Source organism: Actinoalloteichus caeruleus (assembly GCF_049311605.1).
Classification (GTDB): Bacteria; Actinomycetota; Actinomycetes; order Mycobacteriales; family Pseudonocardiaceae; genus Actinoalloteichus_B; species Actinoalloteichus_B caeruleus.
In genome coordinates this window covers 1,116,115-1,128,088 of sequence record NZ_CP186005.1, presented here as the reverse complement: position 1 = coordinate 1,128,088, position 11,974 = coordinate 1,116,115, and the positions used below count along the sequence as shown (strand labels likewise).

The window sequence follows — 11,974 nt, the reverse complement described above, 5'->3', positions numbered from 1 at the left end:
CTCCAAGTCGTGTGGTTGCGACGGCCGGCAGGCCCCCGCACACGTGCTGTTGCGATCGTTGCGATCCCTGGCCACTTTTTCAAGCGGCGGGTCCAACCTAGTGCGGTTACTTCACCACAACTACCCACCGGTAGTAGTGACGCCACGCGCGGGTAACGAGGAAGATGGTGGAGGATGGGACAGTTGGGTGAATCCCAATGACCAGGACTGTCGACGTTGGCGAGGAGATCCCTTGGCCCCGCAGAGCAACGGCAAAGGTGCCGCGGACGCCCCCCAGCGGGTACGTGTCATCCGTGACGGCCTTGCCGCACACCTTCCGGACATCGACCCGGAGGAGACCACCGAGTGGCTCGAAAGCTTCGACTCGGTGCTCTCCGCCGCTGGTAAGCAGCGTGCCAGGTATGTGATGTTGCGGCTACTCGAGCGGGCTCGGGAGAGCGGCGTCGGGGTGCCGCCGCTGACGAGCACCGACTACGTGAACACGATCCCGACCGAGGTCGAGCCGTGGTTCCCGGGTGACGAGGAGACCGAACGCCGCTACCGGGCCTGGCTGCGCTGGAACGCCGCCATGACCGTGCACCGCGCCCAGCGACCGGGGGTGGGTGTCGGAGGACACATTTCGACGTACGCCTCATCGGCGACGCTGTACGAGGTCGGCTTCAACTGGTTCTTCCGAGGGAAGAACCACCCCGGAGGCGGCGACCACATCTTCATCCAGGGCCACGCCTCGCCCGGCATCTACGCCAGGGCGTTCCTGGAGGGCCGCCTGTCCGAGGACCAGCTCGACGGCTTCCGGCAGGAGTTCTCGCACGCCGGCCCCGGCGGCGGACTGCCCTCGTACCCGCACCCCCGGCTGATGCCGGACTTCTGGGAGTTCCCCACGGTCTCGATGGGCCTGGGTCCCATGAACGCCATCTACCAGGCGCGGTTCAACCGCTACCTGCAGGCCCGGGGCATCAAGGACACCTCGGAGCAGCAGGTCTGGGCGTTCCTCGGCGACGGCGAGATGGACGAGCCGGAGTCGCGGGGCCTGATCCACGTCGCCGCGAACGAGGGCCTGGACAACCTGAACTTCGTCATCAACTGCAACCTGCAGCGGTTGGACGGGCCGGTCCGGGGCAACGGCAAGATCATCCAGGAACTGGAGTCGTTCTTCCGGGGCGCCGGCTGGAACGTCATCAAGGTCATCTGGGGTCGCGAGTGGGACGGCCTGCTGCACGCCGACAAGGACGGCGCGCTGGTCAACCTCATGAACACCACCCCCGACGGTGACTACCAGACGTACAAGGCCAACGACGGCGCGTACGTCCGGGAGCACTTCTTCGGCCGGGACCCGAGGACGAAGGAGCTGGTCAACGACTTCTCCGACCAGCAGATCTGGAACCTCAAGCGCGGTGGGCACGACTACCGGAAGGTCTTCGCGGCCTACCAGGCGGCGGCCAACCACCACGGCCAGCCGACGGTGATCCTGGCCAAGACCATCAAGGGCTATGGCCTCGGCCCGTCCTTCGCCGGTCGCAACGCCACGCACCAGATGAAGAAGATGACCCTGGACGACCTCAAGCAGTTCAGGGACAGCCTGCGGATCCCGATCAGCGACGAGCAGCTCGAGGCCGACCCGTACCGCCCGCCGTACTACCACCCGGGCAAGGACTCGGCGGAGATCCAGTACCTGCTCAAGCGCCGCCAGGAGCTGGGCGGGTTCCTGCCGGAGCGCCAGGTCAAGGCCAAGCCGCTGGTGCTGCCGGGCGACAAGGTCTACGACGTGCTCAAGCGGGGTTCGGGCAAGCAGGAGGTCGCCACGACGATGGCGTTCGTCCGGCTGCTGCGCGACCTGGCCAAGGACAGCGAGATCGGCCCGCGCCTGGTGCCGATCATCCCGGACGAGGCCAGGACCTTCGGGATGGACTCGATGTTCCCGACCCAGCGGATCTACAACCCGCAGGGCCAGATGTACACGTCCGTGGACGCCAAGCTGATGCTCGCCTACCGCGAGAGCGAGCAGGGCCAGATCCTGCACGAGGGCATCAACGAGGCCGGGTCCACCGCGTCGTTCACCGCCGCCGGCACGTCGTACGCGACGCACGGCGAGAACATGATCCCGATCTACATCTTCTACTCGATGTTCGGGTTCCAGCGGACCGGCGACGGGCTGTGGGCGGCGGCCGACCAGATGGCCAAGGGCTTCGTGCTCGGCGCCACCGCCGGCCGCACCACGCTGACCGGTGAGGGCCTCCAGCACAACGACGGCCACTCGCTGCTGCTGGCCGCGACCAACCCGGCCGTGGTCGCCTACGACGCGGCCTGGTCCTTCGAGCTGGCGCACATCGTCAAGAACGCGTTGCAGCGGATGTACGGGGAGAGCGAGGACTACCCGAACGGGGAGGCCATCTTCTACTACCTCACCGTCTACAACGAGCCGTACCAGCAGCCGGCCGAGCCGGAGAACCTGGACATCGACGGCCTGCTCCGGGGTCTGTACCGCTACGCGGACGCCCCGGCCGGGGAGGGCCTGCCCGCGCAGATCCTCGTCTCCGGTGTGGCGATGCCCTGGGCGCTGCGCGCCCAGGAGATCCTCGCCGAGGAGTACGGCGTGCGGGCCGCGGTGTGGTCGGCCACCTCGTGGTCGGAGCTGCGCCGCGAGGCGGTGGAGACCGAGAAGGCCGCCCTGCGCGACCCGGGTTCCAGCCGGCACGTGCCGTACGTGACCAAGGCCCTCCAGGGGGCCTCGGGTGGCCCGGTCGTGGCGGTGTCCGACTGGATGCGTGCCGTGCCGGACCTGATCCGCCCCTGGGTGCCGACGGACATGCTGACCCTGGGCACCGACGGGTTCGGCTTCTCCGACACCAGGCCGGCCGCGCGTCGCTTCTTCAACGTCGACGCCGAGTCGATCGTGGTGGGAACGCTGTTGGCGCTGGCCAGGCGCGGCGACCTGGACTACTCGGTGGCGGCGGAGGCCGCGCGCCGGTTCCAGATCGACGACGTGCAGGCCGCCGGTCCGCAGACCTCGGACCCGGGGTCCGCCTGATCCCACCCACTGATCGCGCTGCGTGATCAGTGCGCTACACTGTGCAGCAGAAGCCCCCTCGGGCGCACGGAGTCCGAGGGGGTTTCGCCATGTTCGGGCCCGGACGCGCCGCCCCGCGGGCGGACCGGCGCGCGTTCGTCCCAGTAGCCGGGAGAATCGTGTCCGGTGCCGGCCACTCCCGGCGACCGACCGAAGTGGACCGGGGCGCGGACCAGGACCTCCGACCCCAGCTCCAGCTCCAGGGCCAGGGCCAGGCCCAGTAGCCGGGAAGCTGCCGCCGGCCGGAGACCCAGGGGCACCGGCGCGACCCGCCCGCCCAACTCCAGGGAACGGTCGTCGGCGACCGCGTGGCCCTCGGGCCAGGGCATCGTGCCCCGACCGCGACGGACCACACCACCCGAACGGCCGGCCGCGCACGGGCGGAGCCTGGCTCGCACCCGCCCCGCCCGTGCCGCCGTGTCAGGAGTGCGGCCAGACGAGCCGGGTGGGCCGCACGATCGCGGCGAGCCGGCGGGCTTCCTCCGGTGTCCCACTGGAGGCGAAGAGATTTCCGTTGGGGAAGGCCAGCAGCGAGGAGTCGCCCAGCGACATCCCCCAGTACCGGACCGAGGACGGGTCGGGGTCGACCGTGGAGCGGTCCGCGTCGCACAACGCGAACACCCGAGGCGCACAGGCCGCGAGTTGCCGAGCCGTGGGGACATCCCCGCCGAACCAGCGACGACCCAGCCAGGCCAACGAGCGGTGAGGTGGCAGATCCGACATGACAGGAACCCTTCCAGTCGTGGATGTGCTACTCCGATCAAGCATGGCGAACCTATCGCGAAACGTTTCGTGGAACGATCACCCAAACGAGCGGTGGTGTGATCCGCATCCCGCACGCCAGGCTGAGTGCGCCAGCCACGTCGGCTGCGCGAAGATCTGGTGATGCGCGAAGGGGAGATCCGACCCATGGCTGACCGCACCGACCCGTCGGCACTGCGTTGGTTGATCGGCGTGGAACTCGCCAACTACCGGCGGCAGACGGGACTCTCGCTGTCGAAGGTGGCCGCTCAGCTTCCGTTCACGAAGTCGAAGCTCGCGCACATGGAGAGCGGCAACCACCAGCAGTACCCGGACGACGTGGCCACGGTCCTCGCCTTCTACGGGGTGCCGCAACGGGACATCGACCGCTTGTGCTCGCTCGCGGGCAGCTCGGACAGCCGCGCCTGGTGGGCCCCTTGGTCCCATGTCATGCCCGACTGGCTTCGGACCTTCATGGGCCTGGAAGGACTTGCCGAGTCCGAGTTCGTCTACGAGCCGACGGTCATCCCCGGACTGCTGCAGACTGAGGAGTACGCGCAGGAACTCACGCGCGCGACCGGCTTCGTCCGGGCCGACCACAACGAACGCTTCTCCGGGTTCCGACTCGCCAGGGCTCAGCGGCTCACCGGGCCGGCTCCGCTGAAACTGCAAGCGGTTGTTGGCGAGGCCGCCCTCCGCCTTGCCGTTGGCACCGAGCAGACGAGGCAGGACCAGTACAAACACCTGCTCGAACTCGCTCGACTCCCCAACGTGACGCTCCAGTTCGTGACACCCGAGCGCGGACCACACGCGGCCCTCCTGGGGCCGTACTACACCTTCGACTTCACCCTGGCCCGATCGATCGCCTACGCGGAGCTGCTCGACGGCGCCGTCTACGTGCAGGATTTCGACCAGGTCACGTCCTATAAGATGGCTGCGGAGAGCGCACGGTCCGTCGCGCTCTCCCCGGACGAGTCCATCACTCTCCTCCAGGACATGATCGAGGCAAGTGAGCCAGGAGGCCACCATGAATAGCACCAACCTTGCTGATGCTTTCTGGCGCAAGTCCTCCCGCAGCACCAATAACGGAACATGCGTCGAAGTTGCTGGTGGGGTTGGCTGGGCGGCCATCCGGGACTCCAAGAACCCGGAGGGTGGCGCACTCATCCTCCGCCCCGCCCAGTACCGGAGCTTCATCCACTCCGTCAAGCGGGGCTAACCGAGTCCACCTACGACATCCGCCGGGAAGCCGTTGCCCGCGTATCAGGGGCAGGAGCGCGACCGAGAACGCACGATACGGGCTTCCCGGCGGCGGTCCTGCTGCCGCACACTGGGATGTGCCCTGCCCGCACCGCGCCCCGAACGGCGAAGCCACGGTCGCGTTAGCGGCATCCCGCTGACGAGGCCGGTCTCGCAGCAGGAAGGACGGCAGCCGACATGCATCCCCTCCAGCTCCCCACCGCACGCTGGCGGAAGTCCAGCCACAGCACCAACAACGGGAACTGCGTCGAGATCGCCACCGGCACCCGCTGGGCCGCCATCCGAGACTCCAAGAACCCGGACGGCGGCGCACTCCTTCTCGGCCCCACCCAGTACCGGAACTTCCTCCGCTCCCTCAAGAACAGCTGACCGAAGCTCGGCGTCGACAACAGCAGGAAAGCGGCCCACACTGCCCGCCCCGCCGACAGCGGCGCGGGTCATGAGCTTTCCTCCTGCCTCCCCAGCACCGGGAGCCGTCCCGTCCTGCCCACCCGGCGACGCCGCCCACTCGCGATCGCCCGAAGCCGGGGAGGCACCGGTAGGGGCGAGCCTTCGTCGCCGACGACATCCCGCAGCCGCGTCCCCATCCACACCAGGAAGGGCGGCAGCCCACATGAACCCTCCCCACCTCCTCACCGCCCGCTGGCGGAAGTCCAGCCACAGCGCCAACAACGGCGCGTGCGTGGAGATCGCCACCGGCACCGACTGGGCCGCCATCCGAGACTCCAAGAACCCCGGCGGCCCCGCCCTCCTGCTCACCCACACCCAGTTCCGGAGCTTCCTCGCCGCCCTCCGACGCTGACGGGGAAAGGCGAGCACCCGGCAGGCGAACGGCGGCCGCCCGCGTGCGCGGACGTGGTGGCCACGGCCGGGCCCGCCTCCCCGCTCTGCCGCCCCCGCGCCTCCTCGGCTCCCGCCGCGAACGAGCGGCAACGCGACGCCTCCGGCGCCGCATCCTCCCCGCTCGTCCGTCCTCAATGGACTCTCTATGTGCGCGACGGCACCCTGGCAGGCCAGACTGGCCGCCGGCTCGCCCCTGGGCCACGAGCGGAAGGCGGACGAGAGTGACCGAGACGACGACACGACCCACCGAGACGATGGTGCCGACACTGCCCTGCGTCTCCGTGGACGAGACGGCGGACTTCTACGAGGCGATCGGCTTCACCGTCACCTTCCGGCAGACCAAGCCCTACGTCTACCTGGCGATGAACTGGGGCGGCGTGGTGGTGCACTTCGGTTCCGCGCCGCCCGGCACCGACCCCGCCCGGGAGGACGCCGGCGGTTGCCTGGTCATGGTCGACTCGGTGGCCCCGTACCACGCGGCCATCACCCAGGCCATGCGCCAGGCCTACGGGAAGGTGCTCGCGAAGGGGCGGCCGAGGATCACCCGCTACCGGCCGGGCGCGACCCGGTTCACCCTGGTCGACCCCACCGGGAACTCGCTCATCTTCATCCAGCGCGACGAGCCGGAGGAACTGGAGTACGGCGGCTCGAAGAAGCTGACCGGGCTGGCCAGGGTGTTGGACAACGTGCGGAACTTCCGCGAGTTCAAGAACGACGACCAGGCCGCCGTGCGGGCCCTGCGGTCCTGGCTTCGCCGGCACGGCGACCAGGCCCCGCCGGTGGAGCGGGCGCTCGCCCTGGCCACCCTGGTGGAAGCACTGGTCGCGTTGGAGTCGCGCGAGGAGGCGGAGGACGCGATGGCGACGCTGCGGACGATCCCGCTCGGCGAGGAGGAACGTCGCCGGGTGGAGGCGGAGTTGGCCCACGTGGCGAACCTGAACCGCTGGCTCGACGGTGACGAGCCGACCTCCGGCCCGGACACCGGGAAAGACTGACCCCGATCACGGGCCAGGGCCGCCCGCCGGGGCACCCGCGCCCGGCACCGACTCGTCGTCGACCTCCGTGCCGGCGGCGGGGTGGTGGGAGTAGCGGCCCTGACCGGGTTCCCGGCTCCGCCGGCACTGCGACCACGTCCCGTGCCGGCGGAACGGGTCACCTCGTCGCCGCTCCGCTGGGCGTGGCCACGGGGTCGGTGGTCGAGGAGTCGAACGACAGCCGCTCCACCCGACCCGCGTCCCCAGGGATGACGCGGGCCGTCGGACGACGATCTCACTCTATAGATACTGGTAACTGGCGGTAACACTCTGGTAACACAGAGGGTGTTAAAATCCCTGCCCCCTGCTGACGGCGTTGTCAGCAGGAAACCGATCAGGAGCCCGCCATGGCCGTCCTCTCCGCCGCCACCACCCGCCCCCTGTCCGCCACCGCCGAGCAGACATCCCGGACGACCGACGGCCACCACTGGCGGAAATCCTCCCGGAGCACCAACAAGAGCGCGTGCGTGGAGATCGCGACCGATCCACGCGGAGCGGCCATCCGGGACTCCAAGAACCCCTCCGGCGGCATCCTGACCCTCACCGCCACCCAGTACGGCCAGTTCCTGGCCGCCGTGAAGGCGGGCCACGCACTGCGCTGATCGAGCCGTCCTCGGGGCCGCCGCGCTTCGGCGGCGGCCCCACGCCGTGTCGACCTCGCCCGAGTCCTCAACGACCACCCCCCTCAACGACCCCTTCGACCACCCGACCCTCGACCGCCCGGGGCTCGGCGGGCCGGTAGCGGGAACGCAGTCAGCGCTGTCCGGCCCCCACCCCGGTTGGCCGGGTGCCGCGCACCAGCTGGTCCGGCGCGAGGCCGCTCGGAGCACCTCCCCGACTCCCACGAGTCCCGTCCACCCCGGGCTCCGGAGGGCCGCCGCACCCGATTCCCGGCCCGGACGCCCAGCGGTGGGGCGGGAGCGCCCTCCGGGCGGCGGCCCGGCCTCCACCCCCTGGTCCCGTGATCGCCGCCGGGAGCCGGCCAGCGGGGCACCGCCCCCGGCCGACGTCCGAGGCAGACCGGGCCGGGTCGCCGGCCGCCGACCCGACGCGGAAGGCGATCACGACGATGCGACCGACCCCGGACCGCCCCATGCCCCACCGGCGGTGGCGCCCGCTCCGCGACCCGCCCCGCCCCGATCGGCACGCGGCCCAGCCAGCCGCGCGCTCGACCACCCCGTCCGAACGGCGGACGCCCTCCGCGCCTCGGCGGTACCGGTACTACTGTTCGCCTGGCGACGAGGAACGGGGAGAACGTGGTCGAGCTGAAGACACCCGGCGAACTGGAGGCCATGCGGGAGGCCGGCCGGGTGGTGGCCAGGGCGCTCGCCGCCGTCCGCCAGCACGTCCAGCCGGGGGTGCACCTGCTGGAACTCGACGCGATCGCGCACACCATGATCAGGGACGCCGGCGCCCAGCCGTCCTTCCTCGGCTACCGCCCGCACTTCGCCCCCACCCCGTTCCCCGGCTCCATCTGCACCTCGGTGAACGACGTCATCGTGCACGGCATCCCGGACCGCTCCCGGCTCGCCGAGGGCGACCTGCTCAGCGTCGACTGCGGGGCGGTGCTCGACGGCTGGCACGGTGACTCGGCGATCAGCCTCGTCGTCGGCGAGGCCCGCCCCGAGGACCTCGAACTCATCGACAACACCACCCGTGCGATGGAGGCCGGGATCCTGGCGGCCCGGGTGGACGGGCGGCTCGGCGACATCTCGGCCGCGATCGGGGCGATCGGTCGGAAGGCCGGGTACGGCATCCTGCGGGACTTCGGCGGGCACGGCGTCGGTCGCGCGTTGCACGAGGCCCCGCACCTGCCGAACGACGGGACGCGCGGGCACGGTCCCCTGCTGCGGCCCGGTCTGGTGCTGGCGATCGAACCGATGTTCACCGCCGGTGGTTCCCACGACCACACCACGGACGCGGACGGGTGGGCGCTGCGCACCGCCGACGGTTCCCGCGCCGCCCACGTCGAACACACCGTCGCGGTGACCGACGACGGGCCCGTCGTCCTCACTCTCCCGTGAGGACGATCAGAGCCCGAGCACCACGCGCGCGGTCATGAAGTAGATGATCAGCCCGGTGGCGTCGACCAGGGTGGTGACCATCGGGGCGCTGACCACCGCCGGGTCCACCCCGAGCTTCTTCGCGAGCAGGGGCATGCTCCCGCCCACGATCGCCGCCCAGGTGCACACCACCACCAGGGACACCGCGACGACCGCGGCGAGGTCGAAGCCCACGAGCAACCCGCCGATCAGCAGACCGATGAGGGCGAGCGCGACACCGAGGAGCAGGCCCACCCGGCCCTCCCGCCACACCACCTTGGGCAGGTCGCCCAGCCGCACGTCGCCGACGGCGATCGCCCGGACGATCGAGGTCGCCGACTGGGAGCCGGCGTTGCCGCCGCTGCCGGTGATGAGCGGGATGAACAGGGCCAGCGCGGTGACCTCGGCGAGGTTGTCCTCGAAGTACTGGAGGACGTTGACGGTGAGGGTCGCCGCGACGATGAGCAACAGCAGCCACACGACCCGGGACCGGGCGAGCTTGACGACGCTGGCCGACAGGTAGGGCTGGCCCAGCGGGCTGGCACCGGCCTGCCGTTCGACGTCCTCGGTGTCGGCCGCCTCGATGACCTCCAACGCGTCGTCGAAGGTGAGCAGCCCCAGCAGCCGGTTCTCGCTGTCCACCACCGGCAGGGCCAGCAGGTTCGCCTCCTGCATCAGCCGGGCGGCGGCCTCGGCCTCATCGGTGGCCGCGGCGGTGGGCACCTCCACGTCGGTGAGGTCGTCGATCCGTTGCTCGGGGTGCCCGGTGACCAGGCTCCGCAGTGAGATGACGCCGATGAGGTAACGGCCGTCGTCCACCACGGGCAGCGTGTAGACGGTCTCCGCCGAGCGGCCCTTGGTCCGGACTACGCGCAGCGCCTCGGAGACGTCGAGGGTGCGGTGCAGCGCGACGACCTCGGGCGTCATCACCCGGCCGACGGAGTTCTCCGGGTAGCCGAGCAGGGCCGCCGTCATCTGCCGCTCGCGGAAGCTCAGCCCGGCGAGCACCTTCTTCGCGACCTTCGCCGGCACCTCGTCGATCAGGCGGGCGCGGTCGTCGGGGTCCATCCCCTCCACCAGCTCGCGGGCAGCGCTGTCCCGGAGCCCGGTCAGCACCTCCTGCTGGTGGACCGGATCGAGTTCCTCGAAGACGTCGAGGGCACGTTCCTTGTCCAGCAGCCGGAACGGGACCGCCATCTCGGCGGTGTCCAGCCTGGACAGTTCGGCCGCGATCTCGTGCGGGGGTTGCTCCCGCAACCAGCGCTGGAGTCCGACCAGGTCCTGTCGGTCGAGAAAGTCACGCAGCTGCTCGTCGGTCACGATCTCGCCTCCCGTGTGCCCCAGGGCCAGTCTCCTGCCGTACTGGCCGTCGTCCCGCCAACCGGGCCGCGAGGCGTGGCGCACCGGTCGGGAGCTCGTCAGTGCTCCCGACCGGCAGGCGTCGTCGTCCGCCGAGGTGGTGCCGTCAGCAGCGGCTCAGGGGTTCTCCCACGGTGAGAGAGAAGTCGGCACGCTCGTCGAGCAGCAGCGGAACGAGATTCCGGAGTTGCTGTGCGAGCGGAACCACCGCGCCGTCCGAGTCCTGCCGGACCCGGAGGCCGTGGAGTTGGAGCACCTCACCGTGTTCAGCGAGCTGTTCCGAGGTGAGCCGGTACCCACAGATGCGGTCGCGCTCGATCTCCTCCGGCGCGGGTTCCTCGTTGTCCGCACCACCGAAGTAGACCGGGCCTCGGTTGGCGATGCCCAGGTTACGCGCCATGCCCACCGTCGCGGCCGCTCGGGCACCCCGTTCGAGGACGAACTCGAACGCGCCGTCGATCCCGGACAGCTGGGAGTCGACGCGCCGGCGGTTGTTCAGGGCGGGGTCGGCCAGCTCCTCCTCGGTCAACGCCCTGGTCCGGGTCTCCACGAGCAGCCCGACGGCGTTCTTCACCCCCGCCGCGTTGCGGAGGATCCGCTCCTGGCCGTCGCCGGCGACCTGCCGGATCGGCTCGCCGGTCTCCGGGTCGGTCCACAGGCCGTAGACGCCGCTGGAGAAGCCGTCGGTCTCCACCCGGGGGCGGACGTAGTCCTCGGACAGCTCCTCGGCGAGCGCCCGCACGTCCGGGTGGGCGTTGAGGTTGCGGGGCCAGAGGGAGAGGAAGTCCCGGTCGTAGTAGGGCGGGGTGGGGCCGTACTCGTGGAGGTCGTAGACGATGTCGGGCTGGTGGTCCCGCAGGACGGCCGCGATGGTGCGCGCCTCCCCCGTCTCCAGGGCCAGGTGGTCGCGGTTGATGTCGACGCCGTCGCCGTTCCCCCGGGTGTTGGCGGCACGTCCGTCGGGGTTCGCGGTGGGCATCACCAGGACGGAGGCGGTGCTCAGCAGCCGTTCGACGGCCGGGTCGTCGCTGAGCGCGAGGTCTCGGACCGTCGTCAGGCAGGCCTCCCGTCCGGAGGGCTCGTTGCCGTGCTGGAGGCAGAGCAGGAGGACGGACACCCGCCCCTGGGTGCCGCCCCGGCCCGCCTCCGGCACCGGGTCCCCGATGCGGACGAGGCGGATCGGCCGGCCCTGCTCGGTCGTGGCCAGGACGTCCAGCTCGGCGCGGTCGCTGGTGGCGACGACGGTGTCGAGGAAGGCGGTCTCCTCGTCGAGGGTGGTCCACCGCTCACCACCGGACAGCTCGAAGCCGGTGCGGGGCGTGCCGTCCACACCGGTGTCGCCGCCGGTGTCCTGGGCCGCGGCCGGACTGACTCCGGCCAGGGCGAGGGTGGCCGCCACCGCCACGGTGGCGCTGAGGGAACGGACCTGGGTTCTCCGTGTCGGGATCCGCACGATGTGCTCTCCTCTCCGTGACCGCGCGCTGGGACGATCACGGAGCAAAGCCACCAAACCACGGGGTTCGGGTCAAGACTTGACGCGCACCACACGCTGTGCCTGACCCGCCACCCACCACTCAGGTGAGACCGGCATCACATCCCGGGTTGGGTCGGTGGGGTGCCGCCGGCGG

General features: G+C 70.7%; 12 protein-coding genes. 8 read left to right on the top strand and 4 right to left on the bottom strand.

The window, feature by feature from the left end:
* The first annotated feature begins 232 nt into the window (after positions 1-232).
* Positions 233-3,028, top strand: a complete 2,796-nt coding sequence (gene aceE / locus ACOJVX_RS05085; protein ID WP_026417064.1) for a pyruvate dehydrogenase (acetyl-transferring), homodimeric type — start codon at positions 233-235, stop codon at positions 3,026-3,028.
* Between the two features lie 26 nt (positions 3,029-3,054).
* On the opposite strand, the gene ACOJVX_RS05080 is transcribed toward aceE, so the two are convergent.
* Both ACOJVX_RS05080 and ACOJVX_RS05075 read right to left on the bottom strand, forming a co-directional pair.
* Positions 3,055-3,396, bottom strand: coding sequence for a hypothetical protein (locus tag ACOJVX_RS05080; RefSeq protein ID WP_030107254.1), 342 nt, complete (start codon positions 3,394-3,396; stop codon positions 3,055-3,057).
* 91 nt (positions 3,397-3,487) lie between these two features.
* The gene (locus ACOJVX_RS05075; RefSeq protein ID WP_155886001.1) at positions 3,488-3,790 is read right to left on the bottom strand and encodes a hypothetical protein; all 303 of its coding nucleotides are present in this window, start codon (positions 3,788-3,790) and stop codon (positions 3,488-3,490) included.
* Positions 3,791-3,976: 186 nt separating this feature from the next.
* Here ACOJVX_RS05075 and ACOJVX_RS05070 point away from each other — a divergent pair, with 186 nt between their 5' ends.
* The 7 genes from ACOJVX_RS05070 to map all read left to right on the top strand — a co-directional run bounded on the left by ACOJVX_RS05070 (position 3,977) and on the right by map (position 8,969).
* Complete coding sequence (locus ACOJVX_RS05070; RefSeq protein WP_418154223.1) at positions 3,977-4,843, top strand: helix-turn-helix domain-containing protein; 867 nt, start codon at positions 3,977-3,979, stop codon at positions 4,841-4,843.
* A complete protein-coding gene (locus ACOJVX_RS05065) occupies positions 4,836-5,027 on the top strand; it encodes a DUF397 domain-containing protein (protein WP_026417066.1) in 192 nt (63 codons plus the stop codon). Before ACOJVX_RS05070 ends, ACOJVX_RS05065 begins: the two co-directional genes overlap by 8 nt.
* A gap of 218 nt (positions 5,028-5,245) precedes the next feature.
* On the top strand, positions 5,246-5,437 hold the full coding sequence (locus ACOJVX_RS05060; RefSeq protein WP_030107257.1) for a DUF397 domain-containing protein: 192 nt from the start codon (positions 5,246-5,248) through the stop codon (positions 5,435-5,437).
* A gap of 244 nt (positions 5,438-5,681) precedes the next feature.
* Complete coding sequence (locus ACOJVX_RS05055; RefSeq protein WP_026417069.1) at positions 5,682-5,870, top strand: DUF397 domain-containing protein; 189 nt, start codon at positions 5,682-5,684, stop codon at positions 5,868-5,870.
* 262 nt (positions 5,871-6,132) lie between these two features.
* Positions 6,133-6,906 carry a glyoxalase gene (locus ACOJVX_RS05050; RefSeq protein WP_035291244.1) on the top strand — a complete coding sequence of 258 codons (774 nt, stop codon included), beginning with the start codon at positions 6,133-6,135 and terminating at the stop codon, positions 6,904-6,906.
* 386 nt (positions 6,907-7,292) lie between these two features.
* Entirely contained in the window at positions 7,293-7,547 is a 255-nt protein-coding gene (locus tag ACOJVX_RS05045; protein ID WP_081715172.1) for a DUF397 domain-containing protein, read from the top strand.
* A gap of 654 nt (positions 7,548-8,201) precedes the next feature.
* Entirely contained in the window at positions 8,202-8,969 is a 768-nt protein-coding gene (gene map, locus ACOJVX_RS05040; RefSeq protein ID WP_026417071.1) for a type I methionyl aminopeptidase, read from the top strand.
* Positions 8,970-8,975: 6 nt separating this feature from the next.
* Here map and mgtE read toward each other — a convergent pair whose 3' ends face one another.
* Both mgtE and ACOJVX_RS05030 read right to left on the bottom strand, forming a co-directional pair.
* The gene (mgtE, locus tag ACOJVX_RS05035; protein WP_026417072.1) at positions 8,976-10,307 is read right to left on the bottom strand and encodes a magnesium transporter; all 1,332 of its coding nucleotides are present in this window, start codon (positions 10,305-10,307) and stop codon (positions 8,976-8,978) included.
* Positions 10,308-10,452: 145 nt separating this feature from the next.
* Complete coding sequence (locus ACOJVX_RS05030) at positions 10,453-11,799, bottom strand: M14 family metallopeptidase (protein ID WP_026417073.1); 1,347 nt, start codon at positions 11,797-11,799, stop codon at positions 10,453-10,455.
* Positions 11,800-11,974 lie beyond the last annotated feature (175 nt).